Annotated in this window: 15 protein-coding genes; 6 read left to right on the top strand and 9 right to left on the bottom strand. The window is 68.6% G+C overall.

All coding sequences use genetic code 11. From position 1 onward, the window contains the following. The 6 genes from IAE56_RS02355 to IAE56_RS02330 all read right to left on the bottom strand — a co-directional run bounded on the left by IAE56_RS02355 (position 1) and on the right by IAE56_RS02330 (position 6,470). On the bottom strand, positions 1-1,551 hold the full coding sequence (locus IAE56_RS02355; RefSeq protein ID WP_325167157.1) for a family 43 glycosylhydrolase: 1,551 nt from the start codon (positions 1,549-1,551) through the stop codon (positions 1-3). Between the two features lie 76 nt (positions 1,552-1,627). Further along, entirely contained in the window at positions 1,628-2,776 is a 1,149-nt protein-coding gene (pelA, locus tag IAE56_RS02350) for a pectate lyase (RefSeq protein ID WP_200751317.1), read from the bottom strand. Further along, on the bottom strand, positions 2,773-4,056 hold the full coding sequence (locus IAE56_RS02345; protein WP_108767194.1) for a TRAP transporter large permease: 1,284 nt from the start codon (positions 4,054-4,056) through the stop codon (positions 2,773-2,775). The genes pelA and IAE56_RS02345 overlap by 4 nt, the downstream gene beginning before the upstream one ends. A 3-nt stretch (positions 4,057-4,059) precedes the next feature. Further along, the gene (locus tag IAE56_RS02340) at positions 4,060-4,590 is read right to left on the bottom strand and encodes a TRAP transporter small permease (RefSeq protein ID WP_108767193.1); all 531 of its coding nucleotides are present in this window, start codon (positions 4,588-4,590) and stop codon (positions 4,060-4,062) included. A gap of 10 nt (positions 4,591-4,600) precedes the next feature. Further along, positions 4,601-5,602 carry a TRAP transporter substrate-binding protein gene (locus IAE56_RS02335; RefSeq protein ID WP_200751316.1) on the bottom strand — a complete coding sequence of 334 codons (1,002 nt, stop codon included), beginning with the start codon at positions 5,600-5,602 and terminating at the stop codon, positions 4,601-4,603. A 40-nt stretch (positions 5,603-5,642) separates the two neighbouring features. Further along, positions 5,643-6,470: a 2-keto-4-pentenoate hydratase gene (locus IAE56_RS02330; protein ID WP_108767191.1), complete on the bottom strand. Its 828-nt coding sequence runs from the start codon at positions 6,468-6,470 to the stop codon at positions 5,643-5,645. Positions 6,471-6,644: 174 nt separating this feature from the next. Between IAE56_RS02330 and IAE56_RS02325 the strand changes: the two genes are divergently transcribed. From IAE56_RS02325 to IAE56_RS02310, 4 genes are all read left to right on the top strand, one after another. Further along, entirely contained in the window at positions 6,645-7,664 is a 1,020-nt protein-coding gene (locus IAE56_RS02325; protein WP_200751339.1) for an alpha/beta hydrolase, read from the top strand. Beyond that, complete coding sequence (locus IAE56_RS02320) at positions 7,661-9,286, top strand: carboxylesterase family protein (RefSeq protein WP_200751315.1); 1,626 nt, start codon at positions 7,661-7,663, stop codon at positions 9,284-9,286. The genes IAE56_RS02325 and IAE56_RS02320 overlap by 4 nt, the downstream gene beginning before the upstream one ends. A 1-nt stretch (position 9,287) precedes the next feature. Next, positions 9,288-10,145: a rhamnogalacturonan acetylesterase gene (locus tag IAE56_RS02315; RefSeq protein WP_200751314.1), complete on the top strand. Its 858-nt coding sequence runs from the start codon at positions 9,288-9,290 to the stop codon at positions 10,143-10,145. A gap of 119 nt (positions 10,146-10,264) precedes the next feature. Further along, positions 10,265-10,852 (top strand): cysteine dioxygenase family protein, encoded by a 588-nt coding sequence (locus IAE56_RS02310; protein ID WP_200751313.1) that lies wholly within the window; start codon positions 10,265-10,267, stop codon positions 10,850-10,852. Between the two features lie 205 nt (positions 10,853-11,057). Here the strand turns inward: IAE56_RS02310 and IAE56_RS02305 are convergent, their stop codons facing one another. From IAE56_RS02305 to IAE56_RS02295, 3 genes are all read right to left on the bottom strand, one after another. Further along, on the bottom strand, positions 11,058-14,876 hold the full coding sequence (locus tag IAE56_RS02305) for a LamG-like jellyroll fold domain-containing protein (RefSeq protein WP_200751312.1): 3,819 nt from the start codon (positions 14,874-14,876) through the stop codon (positions 11,058-11,060). A 75-nt stretch (positions 14,877-14,951) separates the two neighbouring features. After that, positions 14,952-18,134 (bottom strand): TonB-dependent receptor, encoded by a 3,183-nt coding sequence (locus IAE56_RS02300; RefSeq protein WP_200751311.1) that lies wholly within the window; start codon positions 18,132-18,134, stop codon positions 14,952-14,954. 231 nt (positions 18,135-18,365) lie between these two features. Continuing rightward, positions 18,366-21,128, bottom strand: a complete 2,763-nt coding sequence (locus IAE56_RS02295; RefSeq protein ID WP_200751310.1) for a TonB-dependent receptor — start codon at positions 21,126-21,128, stop codon at positions 18,366-18,368. A gap of 285 nt (positions 21,129-21,413) precedes the next feature. Between IAE56_RS02295 and IAE56_RS02290 the strand changes: the two genes are divergently transcribed. Further along, a complete protein-coding gene (locus IAE56_RS02290) occupies positions 21,414-22,433 on the top strand; it encodes a sugar kinase (RefSeq protein WP_200751309.1) in 1,020 nt (339 codons plus the stop codon). Next, positions 22,420-23,058, top strand: a complete 639-nt coding sequence (gene eda / locus IAE56_RS02285) for a bifunctional 4-hydroxy-2-oxoglutarate aldolase/2-dehydro-3-deoxy-phosphogluconate aldolase (protein WP_108767183.1) — start codon at positions 22,420-22,422, stop codon at positions 23,056-23,058. Before IAE56_RS02290 ends, eda begins: the two co-directional genes overlap by 14 nt. The last annotated feature ends 98 nt before the right edge of the window (positions 23,059-23,156 follow it).

The raw sequence follows: 23,156 nt of genomic DNA, 5'->3' as shown, positions 1-23,156 counted from the left end.
TCAGTCCAGCGCGCGATAGCGGAAGCTGCGGAAGGTTACCGCACCGTCGCCGGCCGCATACAGCGCCGGTTTCAGTGCCAGGAACTTGCCAGCCACATTGTGATGGTAACCGGACACTTCCATCTGAACCGGGTACTTCTCCCAGCGCTGGCCATCGGTGCTGGAGTGGATCGTCACGATGTGGCGGTTGTTGGTCACCCGCAGCCACAGCTTGCCGCCCTTTGCGCTGGCCGCCAAGCGGGTGGGGCGCTCCTCGCCGTAGCGGTGCATGATGAACTTCTCGCCGTTGCTGCCCACGCCCACGTACAGGCGGTCGCTGTAGAACAGCAGGGCGCCGCCCACCGCGCCCGGGGCGATGTCCATCTCCACCTCGAACTGGTAGGCCTTGTCGCCGGCGATGGCGGTCAGCGGCGAGCTGTCGCGCGGGGTCTCGCCCTTGCCCTGCAGCACCAGCCCCTGGCCGCTGAAGCCCAGCCGCCGGTACTCGTCCTGGGCCGGGTTGAAGAACGACCACTGCGGGCCGAGCGCCTTGCCGCGGAAGTCGTCGGACAGGGCCATGCCATGCGTGCCCACCGATTCACCGGAGGGCTTGCGCAGTGGCTGGCCGAGGTCGCCGCCCTTGGCCACGAACCAGCCATCGGCGGTCCACTCGATCGGCTCCAGCAGGGCCTGCCGGCCCAGCGTCCAGTACCCGTTCTCGTAGCCGTGGTACATCATCCACCAGCGCCCGTCGGTGCCTTCGATCACCGTGGCATGGCCGCGCGACCACCAGGGTTCGGCGGCCGACTGGGTGCGCATGATCGGGTTGTTGGGCGCGTTCACCCACGGCCCATGGATCGAGCGCGAGCGCGCGGTGATCACCATGTGCCCGGTCGGCGGGCCGGCGGTGCCGCCCACGGCGGTGGTCATGTAGTACCAGCCATCGCGGAAGTGGATCTTCGGGCCTTCCTGCGCATAGGCCTCCACGTCCCAGCTCTGCGGGTACTTCCAGCCGTCGTAGACGTGCTTCGGCGTACCGACCACGCTCAGACCGTCGTCGGCCAGCTGCACGTAGTCGCCGCCACTGAGGAACAGGTAGCGCTTGCCATCCTCGCCCACGGCATGGCCGGGGTCGATGTAGCCGCCCAGGCCGATGTCGATCGGCTCGCTCCACGGCCCCTTGATGCTGTCGGCCCAGACCACGAAGTTGCTGCGGCTGTCGCCGGTGCGGGCCGGGAAATAGATGTAGTAGCGGCCCTCGTGCTTGACGATGTCCGGCGCCCAGATCGCGCCCACGTTCTTCGTGATCGCATGGCCCAGCGGCTGCCAGTTCACCAGGTCGCGCGAATGCCAGATCGGCAGGCCGGGGTAGGCATCGAACGAGGACAGGGTGAGGTAGTAGTCCTGGCCGTCCTTCAGCACCGACGGATCGGGGCGGTCACCGGCGAACACCGGGTTGAGGAAGGTGCCGTCGCCGAGGTCGGCCTGGCGCTGGTTCTCGATGCCACGCTTCCACGACGTGGCGGGTGCCTGCGCCTGCGCTTGCGCGAGGGCGGGCACGGCCAGCAGCAGGGTAGCGGCAAGCAGGGACTTCAGAGCGGTGCGCGACAGCATCGGGTTCCTCCGTGGTGCGGGTGCAGTGTCAAAGTCAGGGGGCAGGGCGGCCAATGCGGGCGCGCCAGGCGGGCGCGTCGCGGTCGAGCAGGGCCTGCGGCCAGGTGCCATACCAGTGGTAGCCGGTGCGGCGCTCGCGGCCGACCTGTTCATAGGTCTGCAGGCGTTCGCCCTGTCGGTTGGCCAGCACCACGCTGCTGTCGGCCAGGTCGTGGAAGCGGCCCCACAGCAGCGGTGCGGCCGGGTCGGCCAGCAGGCGGCGATCCACGGTGCTGCGGTGGTGGGCGAACTGTTCGGCCGGTGCGTCGACGGTCTGCAGGCGCAGGCCGTGCAGGGCGTTGGCCTGGAACCACGCCAGCGCGCCCTCGATGGCCTGCACCGTCTGCGGCGACGGATCGGGGATGGACATCAGGTAGCGCACCACGCCCACGCTTTCGTCGGTCACCAGCGCGGCCAGTTCGAATCTGCGTCCGGGCGCCGGCTGCAGCGTGGTGGCATCGTACTGGCCGGCCCAGAGCGTCGGCTGGCCGTGCTGGCGTACCTGCAGGCGCAGCAGGCAGGCATCGCCGCGCTGCACCGCCGCGGCCACCCGCGCGCGGCGCGCGGCGTCGACGAAAGCGAAGCGCGGTGCGTCCTGCACCTGGCGCAGGGTGGTCAGCACGCCGCTGGTGACGTCGTCGGCGAAGGTGATGCGGTCGTGGTAATCGGTGCGCGCCGGCACCGAATGTGGCCAGCCGCCACAACTGCGGATCTGCTGGTCGAGGATGAAATCCAACCCGCGCAGTGCGGCATCGCGATAGCGGCGGTCGTTGCTGCGGGCGAAGGCTTCGGCGAGGTAATCGACCTGGGTATAGGTGGTGCGGTTGTCGAAGCTGCCGCCGGGCTCATCCTGGGCCGCGCGGGCCGCCGCGCGCGCGTCGGCGTCCAGCACCCGCAGCGGGTCCTGGTTGACCGGCCAGCCGCCGGAGCGGCGTTGCAGCAACAGCAGGTTGTCGGCGATTTCCCGGTACTGCTGCGGTTCCAACCGCGCGTAAGCGTCCGCATGGCCGCTGCGCCAGTGGTTTACCCCGTCGTTGAAGCTGCCCACCGGGATGGCAGACGTTGCCGCCGGCGGCGCGGCATGGGCCGCCGTGGCGGCCATGCCCACACCCAGCAGCAGCGGCAGCGCGCGGCGCCGGATCATGCGCGCAACGCGGCCGGCAGCCACAGCGACAGCTGCGGGAAGAAGGTGACGATCAGCAGCACCGCCAGCGCGGCGAACCAGAACGGCCAGATGGTGCGCATGCTCTGGCCGACAGTGATCTTGCCGATCGACGTACCGATGAACAGCACCGAGCCCACTGGCGGCGTCACCAGGCCGAGGCCACCGGTCAGTACCAGCACCAGGCCGAAGTGGATCGGATCGATGCCATAGGCCTTGGCCACCGGCAGGAAGATCGGCGTGCAGATCAGGATCATCGGCGCCAGGTCCATGAAGGTGCCCAGCAGCAGCAGCATCACCACGATCATCAGCAGCACCATGAACTGGCTGTGCGCGAACGACTGCAGGAAGTCCACCGCAGCGGTCGGCACCTGCAGGTAGGCGAGCAGCCAGCCGAACACCGCAGCGGTGGCGATGACGAACAGGATGACACCGGTGCTGCGCGCGGCATGGATGACCGTGTCGAAGAATTCGCGCCAGCGCAGCTGGCGATACAGCACGGTGGTCACCAGCAGGGCGTAGACCACGGCGATGGCCGCGCTCTCCACGGCGGTGAAGATGCCGGCACGGATACCGACGAAGATCAGCGCCACCAGGCCCAGGCCGGGCAGGGCGGAGATCACGCGCAGCAGCACCGCGCGCCAGCCCGGGAAGATTTCCACGCCATAGCCGCGGCGGCGTGCCACGGCGTAGCCGGTCAGCATCAGGGCGACGGTCATCAGCAGTGCCGGCACGATGCCTGCGGCGAACAGATCCGCGATGGACAGGCCACCACCGGCCGCGGCCGAGAACAGGATCAGGTTGTGCGAGGGCGGCACCAGCAGCGCCACCAGCGCGGCGGTGATGCTGACGTTCACCGCGAAATCGCGGTCGTAGCCGCGCTTGACCATCTGCGGGATCATCGTGCCGCCGACCGCCGAGACATCGGCGATGGCCGAACCGGACACGCCGCCGAAGAACAGCGACGACAGGATCGACACCTGGCCGAGGCCACCGCGCATGCGGCCGACCAGCGAAGACGCCAGTGCGATCAGGCGCTCGGAGATGCCGCCGCGCATCATGATTTCACCGGCGAAGATGAACAGTGGAATGGCGATCAGCGAGGCCGAGCCGGTGCCGGCCGAGATCTGCTGCACCAGCACGATGCTGGGGATGTCCAGATAGAGCAGGGTGGCCAGCGCGGCCGCGGCCAGTGCGTAGGCCACCGGCACGCCGAGCAGCAGCAGCACGGCGAATACGGCGAACAGGATGGTGATGCCCATGGGTCAACGATCTCCTTCAGCGTCGTCGCTGCCAGCGTCGCTGGCCTGCAGCGCTTTCCACGCACGGTTGAGTGCGAACAGCACCATCAGCGCACCACCCACCGCCAGCGGCAGGTAGTTGATGCTCTGCGGCAGGTTGGCACCGGCGGTCTTGATGTCCATCCCGTCCAGCAGCAGGTCGGCCGACCAGAAGGCGATGAAGCCGCCCAGCACCGCCACCACCAGCTGCACCAGCACGTCCACCGCGCGGCGCAGGCCGGGGCCCATGTAGGCGTGCAGCAGGAAGAAGCCGAAGTGGCGGTTGGTGTGCACGCCACAGGCCGCACCCAGGCTCATCGCCGTGGCCAGCAGCAGCAGGGTGACCGGCTCGGTCCAGCTGGGCGAATCGTTGATGACGTAGCGGGCGAACACCTGCCAGCCCTGCACCACCACCAGCCCGAGCAGGGCGGCGACGGCGCAGTAGATGGCGATGTCGGCGATGCGGTCCAGCAGGCGCTGTCCCGGCCCGGCGGCGGGCGACAAGGTCTCGGTCATGGCAGGTTCCTCAGGCAGCGCGGATGCGGTCGACCAGCGCGGCGATGTCCGGCTGTTGCAGGTACTCCTTCAGCAGCGGCTGGGCCGCGGCGCGGAAGGCGGGCATGTCCACTTCGTTGGCTTTCACCCCGAAGTCGAGCACCGCGCGGCGCGCAATGCTTTCCGATGCATCCCACTGTTCGCGCATCACGCCCACCGAAGCACGCGCGGTGTGCAGCAGCAGCTGGCGGTCATCCGGCGAAAGGCGTTCGAAGCTGGCGCGCGACATCAGCAGCACATCCGGCGCGTAGGAGTGATCGCTCTGCGACCAGTAGTGCGCGGCCTCGAAATGACGGCTGGAGTGGAAGCTGCGCATGTTGTTCTCGGCACCATCGATCATGTGCGTTTCCATGCCGGAGAACGTATCGCCCAGCGACATCGGCGTGGGGTTGGCACCGAGCAGGCGCATCAGCTGGATGAAGATGTCCGAGGAGGCCACGCGCAGCTTCAGGCCATGCAGGTCCTTCGGCGAAACGATCGGATGCTTGGTGTTGTAGAAGCAGCGCGCACCGGAATCGTAGATCGCCAGGCCGACCAGGTCGCGGCTTTCGAAGCCACGCAGCACGGCCTCGGCCACGCCGTCGTCCAGTGCGGCGCGCTGGTGCGCCACCGACTTGAACACGTAGGGCAGGCACAGCGCCTGGGTCAGCGGGAAGGCGTTGTTCAGCGCACCGGCGTAGACGCGGGTGATGTCGATGGCACCGAAGCGGGCCATGTCGATCGCTTCCGACTCGCGGCCAAGCTGGCCCGAGTGGTACTGGCGCAGCCGCAGGCGGCCGTTGGTCTCGCGTTCCAGCGTCTCGCCGATCCACTTCACCGCGGTGACGGTGGGGTAGTCGGCCACGTGCACGTCGGTGGCGGTCAGCAGGGTGCCGCCGTCCACGCCAGCGGCCGGCCCGCGGCCACAGGCCGCGAGCATCGGCGTGGCCAGGGCTGCAGCGCCACCGGCCAGGAAATTACGTCGTGTGATCATCTGCGCCCTCCCGCGCGTGTTCACCAGGGCAGGCCGGCGGTCATCCCGCTGGCACGGCCCGGCAGGCAATGTCGCCGAAGCCGGCGAAACGCACCAGCGCGGTCTGCCCGGCGGTGATGTCATGGATGCCGGTGGCGTTGCCGGTGGCGATCAGGTCGCCCTTGCGCAGCGGCCGGCCACGCAGCGCCGAACGGGACAGCGCGAACGCATAGGCGGCGCGCAGGCCACCGGGCAGGCGCGTCGCACCACCGGTACCGACCACTTCGCCTTCGATCAGCGTCTCGGCACGCAGCGAGGTTTCGTCGCGTGCGGTCCAGTCGACGATCTCCGGCCCCAGCACAAGGCCGTTGTTGTTGCCGAAATCGGACACCACCACGCGCGGGCCGAGTTCGTTGATGGTGGCCAGCGGGCTGCTGGCCACTTCCACGCCGATGTACAGGCGCGCGGGCAGGGCTTCAGCCTGTTCCGGCGACCAGTGCAGTTGTCCGGCCGGAGCGTCCTCCAACAGCTCCAGCACGTACTCCGCTTCGACCGCGGCAAAGCCGCCGACGAACACCGGAATGTCCGTTGTTCCACCGGTAGCATTTTTCAGTTGACGAGAGAAAACCGGGCCCAGCAGGCGGTCATCCGCGGAGACATCACGGCGCTCGGCGGCGATGTAGCCCACCTTCCAGCCGACCACGCGGTCATCCCAGGCGGCGATGGCGAGGTCCTGCACCTGGTAGGCACCCACCAGGGTGTCCGGGATGGTGCCCGGGAATGCGGCCAATGACTGCCCGGCGCGGCGGGCGGTGGTGAAGGCCTGGGCGATCGCGGCCGCATCGTCCGGCGGCGGCGTCTGCCCATGTGTGCCGTGTTCGTTGCTCAAGAACGGTCTCCCTGTGTTTGTTGCACTGCCCATCGACAGCGTCTGCAGGAGGTGTATATGGTAAACCGGTGTCATCGTGCAAGCCGCAGCGCATCACGTGCTGCCACCGGATGCACCAGACACCCTGTCCCCGTCCTGCCGGAGCCGTTGCCTGCCATGCGTCTGCGTCCTGTCGTGCTGTTGTTGTGCGGGCTGTTGCTGGCCCTGCCGTTGACCTCCACCGCCGCGCCGCCGCGCGACAACGAACGCCCCGGCCAGGAGCTGGCTGGCGAGCGGATCGCCCTGTGGCCGGACGGCCAGGTTCCCGGCGAGCAGGGCCCGGCGCGGCCGGCGCGGGTGGTCGAGCGCAGCAGCAACCCGGCCCACCCCGACCGCTACGTCGACCAGGTCGATGCGCCCTACCTGCTGGTGCATGCACCGACACGGCCGAACGGGCGCGCGCTGCTGGTCATCCCCGGCGGCGGCTACCAGCGCGTGGTGATCGACAAGGAAGACAGTGCGCTGGTGCCGGAATGGGTGGACCGCGCCGGCTACACCCTGTTCGTGCTGCGCTACCGCCTGCCGCAGCCCGGCCGCGACCGCCAGGCCGCGCTGGCCGACGCGCAGCGCGCGCTGCGGGTGGTGCGCGAGCAGGCCGCGCGGCGCGGTCTGGATGCCGGCAGCGTCTCGGTGATGGGCTTTTCCGCTGGCGGCCATGTCGCCGCGCGTCTCGCCACTGGTTTCGATACCGCGGTGTACCCGGCACGCGATGCCATCGACCGGCTGAGCGCGCGCCCGGCGCGCGCGGTGCTGGTCTATCCGGTCATCGACATGGGCGCGCATGCGCACAGTGGCTCGCGCGGGCGCCTGCTCGGCGAGCACCCCGATGCGGCGCTGGCCGCGCAGTATTCGATGCAGCAGCAGGTGCGCGCGGACATGCCGCCGACCCTGCTGATCCACGCCAACGACGACCGCGTGGTGAGCGTGCACAACAGTGAGCTGATGGCTGCGGCACTGGCCACCGCCGGGGTCGAGCACGAGCTGCATCTGTTCGCCCACGGTGGCCATGGTTTCGGGATGCGCGTGCCGGCGGGGTCGACGCTGGCGGTGTGGCCGCTGCTGGCGGAGGCGTGGCTGGCAGCTGCGGGTGAGACGGGGGTGGGGTCAGAGCCCCTCTCCTCTGGCGAGGGGATCCGACCCCGGGGTAGCCGATGAACACCGCGCCGAACGATCTGCAGCGCCGCCGTTTCCTGCGCGACAGCGCGCGCTGGGCACTGGCCACGGCCACCGTGGCGGCACTGCCGGCCGCGCTGGCGGCACCCGGCCCGCGCGATGACGCCCAGGTGCTGGCACGGGTGCGTGGCGGGCGGGTGCGCGGCCAGCGCGAACAGGGCGTGCTGGTGTTCCGCGGCCTGCGCTACGGCGCGGACACGGCCGCCTACCGCTTCCAGCCACCGCGGCCCGAAGTGGCCTGGCGCGGCATCGCCGACGCACTGGAGTACGGCGCGGCGGCAGCGCAGGGGGGCGCGGAAGGCCCCGGCAGCGAGGACTGCCTGTTCCTCAACGTGTGGACGCCGGCGCTGGATGCGCGCGCGCGGCGGCCGGTGCTGGTCTACATCCATGGCGGCGGCTTCAACAACGGCTCCGGCAGCGATCCGCTGTACGACGGCAGCGCGCTGTGCCGGCGCGGCGACGTGGTGGTGGTCACCCTCAACCATCGCCTGAACACCTTCGGCTACCTGTACCTGGGCGCGCTGGGCGACCCCCGCTACGCCGCGTCCGGCAATGCCGGCCAGCTGGACCTGGTGCAGGCGCTGCAGTGGGTGCGCGAGCACGCCACGACCTTCGGCGGCGACCCGGGCAACATCACCGTGTTCGGCCAGTCCGGCGGCGGCGCCAAGATCGCCACGCTGATGGCGATGCCGGCCGCACGCGGCCTGTTCCAGCGGGCGTGGACGATGAGCGGCCAGCAGGTCACCGCCGCCGGCCCACGCGCGGCCGCACAGCGCGCGGCGGTGGCGATGGAGGCGGTGCACGCGCCGGACCTGGCCGCGCTGCTGCGCCTGCCGGCAGCCGATCTGCTGGCCGCCACCCGTGCCCGCGATCCGTCGCGGGTGGAGGACACCGCGCTGTACTTCGGGCCGGTGCTGGACGAGGTGGTGCTGCCGGTGCATCCATTCTGGCCACAGGCACCGGCACAGTCGGCCGCCATCCCGATGGTGATCGGCAACACCCACGATGAAACCCGCGCCTTCCTCGGCAACGACCCGGGCAACTTCGCGCTGGACTGGAACACCCTGCCGGCGCAGCTGGAAAAGCAGCAGTTCGTCGACCTGCTGCCGTCGGTGGTGATCGAGCACTACCGCCGCCTCTATCCGCACTACACGGCGTCGGAGGTGTTCTTCGCCGCCACCACCGCCGGGCGCTCCTGGCGCGGTGCGCTGGAAGAACTGGAAGCGCGTGCGCGGCAGCCGGCCGCGGCGGCGCCGACCTGGTCCTACCAGCTCGACTGGCCCTCGCCGGTGGAAGAGGGACGCCTGCGCGCCTTCCACACCCTGGACATCCCGCTGGTGTTCGACAACGCCGGCCTGCCCACGGCGCGCACCGGCGGTGGCGAAGACGCACGTGCACTGGCGGCGACCATGAGCGACGCGCTGATCGCCTTCGCCCGCCACGGCGACCCCAACCACGCCGGGCTGGCGGACTGGGCCCCGTACACCCTGCCGCAGCGGCGCACGATGCTGTTCGACGTGCGCAGCCGCGGCGCCGATGACCCACGCGGTGGCGAGCGCGAGCTCTACCAGCGCGTCCCCTTCCTGCAACGAGGTACTGCCTGAGATGCGCCTGCTGCCTGTCCTGTTTGCCCTGGCCGTGGCCGGCGCGGCCCACGCCGCGGTCGACCCGTCGATCAGCGACCGCCCGGCACCCACGCCGATCCGCGCCAGCAAGATCGTACTGGTCGGCGATTCCACCACCGCCGTGCAGGGCGGCTGGGGCCCGGCCTTCTGCGCCGACCACGTGACCTCGTTCGCCGCCTGCCTGAACCTGGCGCGCGGTGGCCGCAGCACCTACAACTATCGCGCCGAGGGTTCGTGGGCGCTGGTCGAGGCGGAGATGCGCACGCCGGGCTACGCCGCCACCTGGGTGCTGATCCAGTTCGGCCACAACGACCAGCCCGGCAAGCCGGGGCGCTCGACCGACCTGCAGCATGAGTTCCCCGACAACCTGCGCCGCTATGTGCAGCAGGTACGCGCGGCCGGCGCCAAACCGGTGCTGCTGACCCCCCTGACCCGACGCCAGTTCGCCGATGGTGTGCTGGTGGACGACCTGGCACCGTGGGCCGACAGCGTGCGTGCGGTGGCGCGCGAACTGCAGGTGCCGCTGGTCGACCTGCATGGCCGCAGCCGCGCCCTGGTGCAGGCGCTGGGGCCGGTAGCGGCGATGCGGCTTGCGCAGGCACCCGCCACGCAGGCGCAGGTGGCCAGCGCCCTGGGCGGCAGCACGGTCGGCGCCAGCCCGGCCCTGGCCGGCGCGCCAGCTTCGGTGCAGAACGCCGCGCTGGAACCGATGGGGCAGGCCAAGCAGGCCTTCGATTACACCCATCTGGGCGACGAGGGCGCGCGGGTGTTCGCCACCCTGGTGGCCACGGAACTGGCGCGCGAGGTGCCGGAGCTGCGCGCACTGCTGCTGCCATGATGGCGGCAATATCGCTTAATTGCGTCTAATTGCGCCTAACGTTGTCGCAATTCACATTATCTAGAAAAGATGAAGGTCTGAAAACATTCTGTTAACCCGGCTCGCCTAGACTGGCCGACATGGGAGCGACGTTCACACCACTGCCGTTCACGGGACGGGATCGCCTGCTGGCGGCCATCGACGGCGCGGTCTGCCTGGCGGATCCGGCGCTGATCACCCACGCCCTGCAGAAGGTGCTGCGCGAGGCCATCATCGATCCGCTCATCGAACTGCCGCCGTGCGTGCGCCGCCCGGTGGACGGCCACTACGCACGTCGCGAACTGCACCGCAGCCCCACCCTGGGCTACAGCGTCATCGCCATGTGCTGGGGCCCGGGGCAGGGCACGCCGCTGCACGACCACGATGCGATGTGGTGCGTGGAAGGCGTCTGGCAGGGCGAGCTGATTGTCACCCCGTATGCGCTGCTGGAACGGCAGGGCGACCGCCACCGCTTCGCCGCGCAGGAAGCCCTGTACGGCTACCGCGGCAGCGCCGGCAGCCTGATCCCGCCGCACGAGTACCACACGCTGCGCAACGCCAGCGATACCGACGTGGCAGTGTCGGTGCATGTGTACCAGGGGGTGATGGAACGCAGCGCCGTGTTCGATCCACTCGACGATGGCTGGTACCAGCGCCGGGTGAAGATGATGGAGACCGACGCGGCCTGACCGCGTAAGGCCCCAGGTAGCGCCGGGCCATGCCCGGCGGCACCGCTTCCCATCAACGCGGCACGTCGGCCACGTTGTTCAACCGGCTGGGCGCTGCGCCGCTTCGTAGAGTCGAGCTTGCTCGACTGCTGTTGGTGCCATGCGAAGAGCAGTCGAGCAAGCTCGACTCTACGAACGCCGGGCGTTGCCGCATCCGTGCGCCTCCTCAACGCAGTACGTCGGCCACGTTGTTCAACCGGGTCACTTCCTCGCCACCATCGGCCAGCGCCACGCGCACCCGCAGGGCACTGCGGTCACCCGCCGGCAGCGGCAGCGACACCACCACCGTCTTCGGCTGCAGATCCACCGGTGCGGCCATGGCCGGCACCTCGGTACGTGCGATCTCGCGGCCACGCGCATCCTCCAGCACCGCCACACCCACGCCGCTGCCGGCATGGCCCAGGCTGTGCACGGTCACGTGCACCTGACGGCCATCCACGCGCACGTCGCCACGGCCGATGCCCAGGTCCGCGCGGGTCTCCACCGGCGTGCCGGCACTGATCCGCTCGAACTCGAACACCTCGGTGCGGCCCGGGCGGAACTGCATCGGTACCGAGGCGCTGGTTTCCAGCTGCACGCTGCGTTCGGCGGCGGTGCCGTCGATGCGGCCATCACCATCGGCGTCCACGCCGCTGCGCACGCGCCAGGTGCCACTGGCTACGTTCCAGCCGGTCATGTCGGCGGCGATGGTGCGCGTGCCCAGGTTATGGCTGGTCACGGTGAAGCGTTCGCGCGAGGGCGCGTGCACCAGCAGCGCAACCTGCTCGGCAGCACCGTCGCGGTCGAAGCGCCAGCTGACCGTGTGGCCGGGCCAGCTCTGGTTGCGCTTCAGTGCGATGCCACCCAGGCGCGCGCGCTGCAGGAACTCGCTGGGCGCTTCCACCCGGTCGGACCACCAGTGGCCCTCGGTGTTCATGTAGGCGCGCTGCACCTTGGCCTGCAGGCCGTCGGCGTGCAGCGCGTCGATGTACTTCGTATCGCCGCTGGCCTGCCAGGCCATCAGGCTGGCGAAGCCGGTCTTGCCGGCATCGGCCTCGGCGGTGAGCTTCGGGTACCAGTCCTGCTGCCTGCCCAGCACGTCGACGTAGTTCTCGCCGAGGTTGGCCAGCGCGCCCGGCCCGCCCCGGGCCACGCGGTAGTCCAGCGCCTGCAGGTACTTCGCATCGCCGGTCCAGCGCCACGCGGCCCAGAACGTGTGCATGGTGTCGCCGCCGCCGGAGCCGTTGTTCAACTCGCCGCCACGGGTGGCACCGGTGGCCCAGTTGATCTCGTTGGGCAGGGTGAAGCGGCCCTTCTCGTCGGTGCCCGCGTGGGCCAGGTAGCCATCGGCCAGGCCGATCACCAGCTTGCGGCCGGTCGGGTCGGCGTTGTACTGGCCGAGCAGGAACGCCGGGTGCAGCACCGGGAAGGAATAGGGCTTCTGCCACTGCCAGTTCGGCTCGCGGTAGACCTTGTTGCCACCAAACCAGTTGCTGGAGAACAGCAGATTGCCCTGCGGATTACGAAGGATGATGCGCTCGTCGAAGGCCTTCACCGTTTCCATCAGGCGCTCCACGGTCAACGGGTCGCCCCAGTTGAGGTAGAGCATGGCGCTGTTGGTGTTGATGCCTTCCTCGTAGGAATGCAGTTCGTCGGTCTCGATGGTGCTCAGGCCATTGCTGAACATGCCATTGCGGTACACCGCATCGGACAGCGCGGTCAGCGAGGCGTTCAGCCGATCCGGCTGCACGCCCATCAGCGCCAGGCCGGGCCACTGCTGGGTCAGGTCGGAATCATCGGAGATGCCGCCGCCGAAATCGCCGTAAGCCACCTGCCGCTCGTCGATCCACCAGTTGACGAACTGGCGTACCTGGGCCAGGTCCTGCACCTGGTTGAACGCCCACGCCGGCACGCCCTTGGGCACGGCCGGTGCGGTGTAGGGCGGGCGGCCCTGGCTGTTGTAGCTGATGTAGTTCCAGTACAGGCGGCCGAGCTCGTGGTCCGGGTCCACCCGCAGCAGGTCGCTGAGGTCGGCGTACACGCGCGCATACAAGCGCTGGCGCTTGGAGGTGGTGTGCTCCTCGACCAGGAAGCCCCAGTTGTCGCGCACCTGGTTGAAGCGGTCGGCCACGTGTTCCTTCAGCGCTTCGGCGCGCGGCTTGAACACCAGGCGGATCTGCGCGCCGTCCAGCGCGGCGGCATCGAAGCCCGGCGCGGCCGAGGCGATGCTCAGCCACAGGCTGTCGGGGGTGAGGATGCGGTCGCGCAGGTCCAGCCACAGCGTGCGCTTCTGCCCCGGCTGCACCGACACCGAGACATCGATCATGTCGCGCGCCGGCCAGATCGGATCCTTGATGCGGAGGTTCAGCGGAATCAGGCCGTCGTGGGTAGCCGGCAGGTCCAGCGCGGGAAGGTCGATGGCCACGCCGTCCAGGCCGTCATGCATGTTTTCCCAGCTGTAGGCCCAGCTGCGGATCAACGGCTGGTTGGCCGGAGCATCGCCGACCCCCGAGGGGATCAGCACGTGCACGATCGGCCGCGGCTGCGTCGGCAGGCTGTCGGCACCACGGCGGCGCGAGCCTGCGCCCTTGGGCAGGGCCATCACCGTGCTGCGCTCGGCGGCCGGGAAGCGGCCATCGATGTAGTGCCGCAGCGCATCGAGGTTGGTGTAGTCGGGCAGGGCCTGGCTGTCGATCACGTAGGTCTGCTTGACCGTGCCTTCCGGCTCGGCGCCCTCGCTCACGTTGTAGGCCCAGACTTCCTGGATCGGGGTTTCCTGTTCGACGTTGCTGAAACGCAGCACGCCGCCCTGCTGCGCGGGAATGTCCTGCACGCTGCGCACCACGCCGCGCGGCCGCGTGGCCAGCACCTCGGTGGCATGCTCGGCATCGGGCCCATGCGCCAGGCTGCCGAAGGCCGCACCGCGGATCTCCATGCGGTTCACCGTCTCGCCGGCCGGCAGGGTCAGGTCCAGGTGCTGGCCGCTTTCCACGTAGGTGTTCCAGTCCGGCAGCTGGAAGTAGTCGTTGCGGCCGGGCAGGCGCGAGCGGTTGTAGACGCCCGGCCATGTGGTTTCGGCGATGCCGTCGGTGGCCTTCCACATCCATGCCTTGTGGTCGCGCGTATCGGCGAATTCGATCTTGCGGATGCGCGTGCCGGCCGACGCCAGCGCCGGCGGTGCCGCACCTTCCCAGCCGAAGCGATGGCGCCACGCGCGCTCGTCGCTGGCCGGCGCCACCGCGCTGGCCGGCGCCTTGCCGCCTGCCAGGGCCTGCACGGCGGGGGCGTCGAGCATGCGGTCGTACACGCGGATGTGCTGGAAATCGCTGCCACGCAGGAAGTTGTAGCGGCTCTGCACCTGGTAGGGCGCCATCACCCGCCCGGCCAGCCCCAGCTGGTCCAGCGCAGCATCGTAGTCACCGGTCGCCTGTGCACGCGCCACTTCGCGGCCATCGACGAACAGGCGCACGCCCTGGTCCTCGTCCCAGGCGAAGGCCAGGTGCAGCCACTGCTCCGGCCGCGGCGGCGTATCCATGAGGAACGACACGCGGCTGCGTGCGAGGTTGGCATCGGTGACGAAGGCATCGAAGCCGTGCCCGTTCCAGTCGATGCGCAGCCAGGCCATGTCCCAGCTGCTGTGGTCGGCATAGCCGACGCGGAAGATCACGAACGGCGCTTCGCCCACCGCGTAGCGCGGGCGCCAGTCGAAGGCCAGGGTGCCGCGCTGGGCCTGGATGTTGCCCGGCGCATCCCAGGCCAGCACGCCATCGTCCTCCCACTGGATGGCCTTGCCGCGTGCCCCGTCATCGACCACCGCCGCCTTGTCGCGGAAGTTCGGCACCGCTTCGCCCTGCGCCGTCACGGCAGTCAGCCCCTGGTTGGCGTCGACGTGGAACAGCAGCGTCGGCGACGGTGCGGCCAGCGCGGGCAGCGCGGTGGCCAGCGACAGCGCGGCCACCAGCAGGCGACGGCGCGGGCGGGGCAGGACAGAAGCGGTACGGTGCATGGAACCTTCCTTTCAGCAGCATTCGACGGTGCAGCGGCATGGCGGCGGTGCGGTACGGCGGGGCAGGGCGTGCGCTCAGAACTTGTAGCGCAGCCCCAGGTAGTACTGGCGCCCGGTGTGGGTGTAGCGGTCGGGCAGTGACAGCGCCGAATCGACGTAACGTTCGTCGGCACTGTCCAGCAGGTTGATCGCCTCGAAGCTGACGGTCAGCTGTTTGTTGAACTTCCAGGACATGTTGAAATCCACGTTCTTGACGCTGTACTTACCGGTGACGTCGGCGGTGGCGTACTGGTTGCCGTCCAGGTCCCAGACGTTTTCCTGGGTCAGGATCTGGTTGATGTAGGCATCGCGGTAGCTGGTGGACACGCGTGCGCTGAAGCGGCCGTCGTCGTAGTACACGGTGGCGTTGTACGAGTTGGGCGACAGGTTCAGCAGGTCGTTCTCGGTGTAGGTGGTGACGATGGTGTCGCCACTGCCGGAGCTGAAGAGATATTTGATCTTCGAATCGACGTGGGTGTAGTTCAGCTGCACGCCGAAGTTCTTCCAGAAGCCGGGCAGGAAGCTGAAGGGCTGCTGGTAGGTCAGCTCATAGCCCTTCAACGGACCGCCCGGGGTGTTGAAGTAGCTCTGCACGTTGAACAGCGTGTTCGGGCTGAAGCCGGCCGGCAGCAGGTCCAGCGAATAGCCCATGTCACCCCAGGTGGTCAGCAGGCGGGTGCGCTGCACGTAGGTTTCGATGTCCTTGTAGAACACCGCCGCCGACAGCAGGGCGCCTTCCTTGAAGTACCACTCCGCGCTCAGGTCGTAGTTGGTGGAGCGGAACGGATCCAGCTTCGGGTTGCCCAGGTTGATCGAGTAGTAGCGGTCCTCGTCGAGGAAGCTGGTCGGGCCACCGCTGACGCTGGGCGACAGGTTGGACAGGGTCGGCCGGGCCATCGTCTTGGCCGCACCGAAGCGCAGCACGACGCTGTCGGTCAGGTCCCAGGCCAGGTTCAGCGAGGGCAGCCAGTCGTCGTAGCGGTGGCCGACGGTGGTGGCCACCAGCAGGCGCTCGCCGGCATCGGCGGTGGCACTGGCCACGCCCAGGAACGGTTCGCAGGCTGCCGACAGATCGCTGCTGCTGGCCGCCTGGCACGGCGCGTAGCCGCTGGCGTCGATCTCGGTGCGCACGTAGCGCAGGCCGAGGTTGCCGCGGAACGGGCGGTCCCACAGCTCGGTGTTGAAGTCCAGCTGCAGGTAGCTGGCGTAGCTCTTTTCGGTCACGTCGAAGTTGTTGTTCGATGCACCGAAGTGGCCGACGCCGGCCAGGCGGTAGTCACCGCCAAGGGTGCCGGTGTTGCAGTTGCAGTAGATGTCCAGCAGCTCGGCGATGCGGTTGAAGTCGGGGATCAGCCAGCTGCCCGGCGTGCTGCCGTCCAGGCCCTTGCCGAAGCCATCGAGCGTGGTGGACAGGTCACCCACGCCGACGCCGCCGGGCAGCGCCTGCGACATGCGGCCATAGCTGATGTTGCGGTACTCCTGCGTGCGCATGCCGTAGTCCTTGTAGGCCAGGCCGCCGCGCAGGGTGAAGGTGGGCGACACGTTGAAGGTCAGGTCGACCTTGGCGGTGTCGAAGCTGTTGTCGACGTACTGCGGGTTCAGGCGCACTTCGCTGATGTTGCCGCCACGTGCGGTCCCGTTGGCATTCACCGGCGCGGTGCCGTAGCCCAGCCACTGCCACGACGCCGCATCGCCCAGCGCGAAGGGGAAGGTCATCGACGGCATGCTGGCGCCGTTGCGCATGTCCAGCACGAAGCCATCCAGGTTGCTGTTGTCGAAGCTGACCATGGAGAACACCGGCCGCTCGAAGCTGGACGAGGAATGGCCGACCAGCGCATCCAGGCGCAGCGCATCGTTGAAGCGGTGCTCGAAGTTCAGGCTGGCCTGCTTGAACTCGGTGCTCTCTTCGATGGCGGTCGACTCGGTGCGGAAGTCGACGTTGTCGAACACGCCGTAGACCAGCCGGTTCTGCGCATCCACCTGCGCCTCGCGCACCACGATCTGGGTCTTGCCGCCGTACTGCGCGGTGCGGTGCAGGTTGGCGCCGATCGAATCCTCGCGCTGGTCCTTGTCCAGCTTCGAATACATCAGGTCGAGGTTGAGCAGGCTGTCCGGGCTGAAGCGGAACTGCAGCGCGCCGGTGACACCCAGCCGTTCGATCTCATGCTCGGTGCGGATGTAGCGCGGGTAGCGCGGGATCCACGCATTGGTGGCCGTCTCGTAGGCGGCGATGTTCCCGGCGGTCGCCTCCGGGCGGTCGATGCCGGTGCCGCAGTGGGTGGCATCGATGCCGTAGCTGCCCCAGCCGTTGCTGCGCGCCTGGTTGGCGGCGCTGCCGACGCCCTGCGCGGTTTCATTCGCGGCCGGGTTGCGCGGCGTCTGCGGGTCGTAGCCGGCCGGGCTGCAGAAGCCGTAGGTGCCGTTGTTGGCCGCGGTGGCCTGATTGGAGTTGCGGTAGTTGCCGTGCTCCCAGCGCACCGGGTTGTAGCCTTCCTCGAAGATCGTGCGCTTGCTCCACGCCACCGACATCAGCGCACCGAAGCGTCCATCGGCCCAGGTGTTGCTCAGCAGCGCCGACACGCGCGGGTCCTTCGAGCGCGACAGTTCGTTGTAGCCGTACTGGCCGTTGAGCGAGGCCTGGAAGCCTTCGAAATCGAACGGCCGCGATGCACGCAGGTCGACGGTGGCGCCGAGCGAGCCTTCGTCCATCTGCGCCGACTGGGTCTTGTTGACCTTGACCCGGCTGAAAAGTTCGGAGGCGAAGGTGTTGAAGTCGAAGCCGCGGCTGCGGTTGACGCCGGTGGTGCCGCTGCCGGCGGTGGACAGCGCTTCCAGGCCGTTGATGCGCACGCGGGTGAAGTCCGAACCCAGGCCGCGCACCGAGATCTGCTGGCCTTCGCCGCCTTCGCGGTCGATGGAGACACCGGCGATGCGTTGCATCGATTCGGCCAGGTTCAGATCGGGAAACTTGCCGATGTCCTCGGCGTAGATCGCATCGACCTGCTCGACGCTGTAGCGCTTTTCATCCAGCGACTGCTGCAGGCTTTCGCGGTAGGTAGCCTTGACCTCCACCTTGTCCAGGTCGACCGCATCGGGGGCGGCAGCAGCCGCTTCCGGGGTCTGCTGTGCATGCGCGGTGTGGCTCAGCACCAGTCCGATCGACAGGGCAAGCACGGTGAGCGGCGCGCGGCCGCGGTGAAGCGCGAGCGACGAATCCATCTGAAATCCCCTCCCAGGGTGTCCTCAAGCGTTGCGAAGGCGTTCTAGCGTTCGTACCGGCCTCCTCCGGTACGACGCAGGTGCAACGACTTGCTGACACCGCTGGTCACGCGTGAACGTAACAAAGCACAGGGCGCGCGGCATCTTGCGCCGCAGCAGCTGCAGCGGCGTTTCTTCGTTGCACTCGAAGTGGGGGGGGGGGGGGGGCCCCCCCCCCCCCCGCGTCAGCGGTCAGAACTTGTAGCGCACGCCCAGCAGGAACTGGCGGCCGGTTTCGGTGTACTGCAGCGGCAGGCGACCGGTGAGCGGCGAGTACACCCACTCGTCCGACGCTTCGTTGGTCAGGTTGATGCCTTCCAGGCTCAGTTCCAGCTGCTCGCTGATCTTGTAGCGGATGGACGCATCGATGACCGTGGTGCCGGTCATGCCGTGGTAGCCATCCAGGTTGAAGCCGGTTTCCTGGCCCGGTGCCTGGGTCAGGTAGTCATCGCGGTTGGTGGCCGAGACGCGGCCGGCGAAGGTTTCGCCTTCGTAGAACAGCGTCGCGTTCCAGGACGACTTGGACAGACCGGTCAGGTCGGTCTTCATCACCGGCTGGCCAGCGGAGTTCAGGTACTGGATCTTCGATTCCACCCAGGTGTAGTTCAGCTGCACGCCCAGGTTCGACCACTTGCCCGGCAGGAAGCTGAAGGGCTGGGTGTAGTTGGCTTCCACGCCATGCAGTTCGCCACCGGGGGTGTTGACCGGACGGGTATAGGTGAAGTCATCGCTGGCCGACGCGCCGGTGCCGGCCAGCAGCGATTCGGGCAGGCCGCTGTCGCTGAAGGGACGGACTTCGCGGGTGGTCTGCACGAAGCTCTCGATGTCCTTGTAGAACAGGCCGATGCCGGCCATCGCGCCTTCGGTGAAGTACCACTCGAAGCCGAGGTCGACGTTGGTGGCGCGGATCGGGTCCAGCGTCGGGTTGCCGCTGGAGATGGTGCGCGCACCGCCGGCCACTGCCACGGTCGCGCCCGGGGTCAGGCTGCCCAGGCCCGGGCGGCTCATCACCTTGGCCGCGCCGAGGCGGATCAGGAAGTCCGGGGTGACTTCGGCCACCAGGTTGAACGAGGGCAGGGTGTCGTCGTAGCTGCGGCTGACGGTGGTCTGCGCGGTGCCGGTGGACAGCGTGGACAGGCCGGTGGACGACTGCTTGGTGCGCACGTAGCGCACGCCGAAGTTGCCCGACAGCGGCAGCGAGCCCAGCTCGGTGGAGAACTCGCCCATCAACCACGCGCCGCGGTCCTTCTCTTCCACGCTGCGCACGTTGTTGGCGCGCGGCGCGACGGCGAAGGTGCCGCTGTTGCTGTAGATGTCGAACTGCTCGGCGATCGCATCCAGGTCCGGCACCACCCAGTTCGACGGGCTGCCCTGGATGCCCTTCAGGCCGGCCTGACTGGTCAGGTCCACCGGCACGATCTTCGTGCCATCGGCGAAGGTGGGCACGGCCAGTTCGCTGGCGCGGCGCAGCTCGGTGGTCTTGAAGGTGTAGTCCTTGGCCAGCACGCCGCCCTTCAGGCGGAAACCGGGGCTGATGTTCCAGTTGAAGTCCAGCTGGCCGGTGTCGAAATCGTTGTCCACGTACTGCGGACGCAGGCGGATCTCGGCCAGTTCCCAGCCACTGGGATCGGTCGGATTGATGCCGTAGTTGATGACCGGGAAACGGCTGTTGCCACGGTAGTCGTAGCTGTAACCCTTGACGTCGTACTTGTCCATGATGACCGTGGTCTGCACCGGGTTCTCGTGCTTGGAGCGCGAGATGCCGATCTTGCCGGACAGGGTGAAGTCATCGCCGAAGCGGTGCTGGCCGTTCAGGCTGAGCTGCTTGAACTCGGTGCTCCACTCGTCGTGGCGGTTCTCGGTACGGATGTCGACGTTGTCGAATTCGCCGTACAGCAGCGCGTTGTCGCGAATCTCGCCGTTCTTGACGATGGTGCTCGGCTTGCCCACCAGGCGCGGCGTGGTGCTGGTGCCGCGGCTGAAGGAGATCGCTTCGATGTACTGCTCGTCACGGGTGGCGTCGATCTTGGAGTACAGGGCGTCCAGCGAGATCTCGGTGGCATCGCTCGGCTTCCACTGCAGCGAGCCGGTCACGCCCAGGCGCTTCTGTTCGTGTTCCATCTGCACGTAGCGCGGGAAGCGCGGGTGGAAGACATCGGCCGCGCGTGCAGCGGCGAACGGCGAGGCGGCGGAGAAGTTGCCGTTGCTCGGGCCGTTGGCCCAGCGCCCGGTGTTGGAGCCTTCTTCCAGCGCCTGGCGCTCGGAGTAGGCCACCGACAGCAGTGCGCCGAAGGTGCCATCGGCGAAGGTGTTGGAGATCAGCGCGGACAGCCGCGGGTCGGCCTTTTCGGCCATGCCGTTGTAGCTGGCCTGGCCGCTGGCGGCGAAGGTGAAGCCGTCGTAGTCGAACGGCCGCGCCGTGCGCAGGTCGACCGTGGCACCCAGCGAGCCTTCCTCGATGTCGGCCGAGGCGGTCTTGCGCACGATCAGCTGCGAGAACAGGTCCGAGGCGAACACATTGAAGTCGAAGCCGCGGCCGCGGTTGGTGCCGCCGCTCTGGTCACCGGCGCCGACCGTGGTCAGCGCTTCCATGCCGTTGATGCGCACGCGGGTGAAATCGGGGCCAAGGCCACGTACCGAGATGTTGCGGCCTTCACCGGCCTCGCGGGTGATGACCACGCCCGGGATGCGCTGCAGCGACTCGGCCAGGTTGAGGTCGGGGAACTTGCCGATGTCTTCGGCCACGATGGCATCGACCACGCCGGATTCACTGCGCTTGATGTCCAGCGCCTTCTCCACGCTGGCGCGGTAGCCGGTGACGTTCACCGTATCCAGGTTGGTGGCGCTGGGCGCCTCGCTCTGCTGCTGGGCAGCGGCGCCTGCCGACAGGGCCAGGCTGACCGCCATGGCGAGCAAGGTAACCGGTGTCTTTTTTGCGTGGTTCCGAGAATGCATGCCTTTCCCCTCTCCCAAAGGTCTGGTCTCGCGAGTGTTTCAGCGGAATGACACCGCTGGTCAGAGCCGACGGTAACAGCACGTTCCCTCGGCGGCATCTTGCACCGCAACAGACCTGTAATGTCTCCAAGACGCTTGCGGGACAATGGTTCCGACAGTTTGATAGGCTGTGCCCACGGCCGGTCGGTTTCTTGATGACACCGATGGTCAACCGCCACGCGGGTGCGTGGCGCGATTCCACGCCGCCCAGCAGTTGCTGCTGGCGGCCAGCGTAAGGGAGCGGAAATGGGTCGTGTCGTATGTTTCGGGGAATTGCTGCTGCGCCTGGGCGCACCGGGTAACGAACTGCTGATGCAGTCGCCGCAGCTGCAGGTGCACGTGGGCGGGGCGGAAGCGAACGTGGGTGTCTCGCTGTCCCGCTTTGGACATGAGGTCGCCATGGTCAGCACCGTGGCCGGCAACGCACTGGGCGCCCACGTGCTGGGTGAACTGCGCCGGCACGGAGTCGACACGCGCAGCGTGCGGCAGGACCCGGACGGGCGCATGGGCCTGTACTTCCTGACCACCGGCGCGGTGCAGCGCGCCAGCGAAGTGGTCTATGACCGCGCCGACTCCGCCTTCGCGCGCAGCACCGCGGCCGACTACGACTGGCCGGTGCTGCTGCAGGGCGCGCAGTGGCTGCACCTGTCCGGGGTCAGCCCGGCGCTCGGCCCCGACGTGGCCCAGGCCACCCTGGCGGCGGCGCGCGCGGCGCGTGCGCTGGGCGTGCGCGTGTCCTTCGATGGCAACTTCCGGCCCAAGCTGTGGCAGCGCTGGGGTGGCGATGCGCAGGCGATCCTGCACGAGCTGTTCGCCCAGGCCGACATCGTCTTCGCCGACTACCGCGACATCGAAGTCATCCTCGGCCAGCGCTTCGAGCAGGCCGACGTGGTGGCCAAGGTCGAGGCCGCGGCCGCTGCGGCGTTTGCCGCTTTCCCGCAGCTGCAGTGGATGGCGTGCACCCAGCGCCAGGCCCTCAGCGTCGACCACCATGCGCTGGGCGCGCTGCTGCTGGGCCGCGATGGCACCCGCGCCCAGGCACCGGTGCGCCAGCTGCAGGGCATCGTCGACCGCATCGGCGGTGGCGATGCATTCGCCGCGGGCATCCTGCATGGCATCCTGTCCGGCTTCGATGCCGACGCCACCGTGCGTTTCGGCCTGGCCGCCGGTGGACTGAAGCACTCGATCCCCGGCGATTTCAACCCCGTCAGCGAAGCTGACGTACTGGCCCTGGTGGGCGAGGAGCGATTCGATGTCCGGCGCTGATCCGCGCGTACGTGCGGTACTGAAACTTGCACCTGTGATCCCGGTGTTCACCCCCGATGACGTGGACGATGCGGTGCAGGTGGCACAGGCGCTGTTCCGCGGTGGCCTGCCGGTGATCGAAGTGACCCTGCGCACGCCGCGTGCGCTGGACGCGATCAAGGCGATGGTCGAAGCGGTACCCGATGCGGTGGTAGGTGCCGGCACGGTGCTGACCCCGGCGCAGATGGACGCGGCCAAGGCCGCCGGCGCGCGCTTCGCGGTGTCGCCCGGTGCGACGCCGACGCTGTACGCGGCCGCGCGCGATGCCGACCTGCCTTACCTGCCTGGCGTGGCCACCGGTTCGGAACTGATCCTCGGCCTCGAGGCCGGCCTGGATACGTTCAAGTTCTTCCCGGCGGTACAGTCCGGCGGCGCGCCGCTGCTGTCGGCATGGCACGGCCCGTTCGCCGATGTGCGCTTCTGCCCGACCGGTGGCATCAGCGCGCAGACCGCGCCGCAGTTCCTGCACCTGCCCAACGTGCTGTGCGTGGGCGGTTCGTGGCTGACCACCGCGGCCCTGATGCAGTCGCGCGACTGGGACAGCATCGAGCGCCTGGCCCGCGAAGCAGCGGTGCTGGCCGGCTGACCGGCGCGCGGGTGGCCGTCGCCCCTGCGCGACGGCCGTCGCGTCGTAGAGTCGAGCTTGCTCGACTGGCTTCTGGCGAACAGCAGTCGAGCAAGCTC

It is taken from the genome of Stenotrophomonas sp. S41, assembly GCF_016624625.1.
Taxonomy (GTDB): Bacteria; Pseudomonadota; Gammaproteobacteria; order Xanthomonadales; family Xanthomonadaceae; genus Stenotrophomonas.
This window is presented reverse-complemented; position numbering and strand designations above follow the sequence as displayed.

Bases quoted from the DNA above. Each gene is read 5' to 3' on its own strand.
- eda (WP_108767183.1), top strand. From the start codon at position 22,420: ATGTCCGGCGCTGATCCGCGCGTACGTGCGGTACTGAAACTTGCACCT.
- IAE56_RS02290 (WP_200751309.1), top strand. From the start codon at position 21,414: ATGGGTCGTGTCGTATGTTTCGGGGAATTGCTGCTGCGCCTGGGCGCA.
- IAE56_RS02340 (WP_108767193.1), bottom strand. From the start codon at position 4,590: ATGACCGAGACCTTGTCGCCCGCCGCCGGGCCGGGACAGCGCCTGCTG.
- IAE56_RS02295 (WP_200751310.1), bottom strand. From the start codon at position 21,128: ATGCATTCTCGGAACCACGCAAAAAAGACACCGGTTACCTTGCTCGCC.
- IAE56_RS02335 (WP_200751316.1), bottom strand. From the start codon at position 5,602: ATGATCACACGACGTAATTTCCTGGCCGGTGGCGCTGCAGCCCTGGCC.
- IAE56_RS02305 (WP_200751312.1), bottom strand. From the start codon at position 14,876: ATGCACCGTACCGCTTCTGTCCTGCCCCGCCCGCGCCGTCGCCTGCTG.
- IAE56_RS02345 (WP_108767194.1), bottom strand. From the start codon at position 4,056: ATGGGCATCACCATCCTGTTCGCCGTATTCGCCGTGCTGCTGCTGCTC.
- pelA (WP_200751317.1), bottom strand. From the start codon at position 2,776: ATGATCCGGCGCCGCGCGCTGCCGCTGCTGCTGGGTGTGGGCATGGCC.
- IAE56_RS02300 (WP_200751311.1), bottom strand. From the start codon at position 18,134: ATGGATTCGTCGCTCGCGCTTCACCGCGGCCGCGCGCCGCTCACCGTG.
- IAE56_RS02315 (WP_200751314.1), top strand. From the start codon at position 9,288: ATGCGCCTGCTGCCTGTCCTGTTTGCCCTGGCCGTGGCCGGCGCGGCC.
- IAE56_RS02320 (WP_200751315.1), top strand. From the start codon at position 7,661: ATGAACACCGCGCCGAACGATCTGCAGCGCCGCCGTTTCCTGCGCGAC.
- IAE56_RS02310 (WP_200751313.1), top strand. From the start codon at position 10,265: ATGGGAGCGACGTTCACACCACTGCCGTTCACGGGACGGGATCGCCTG.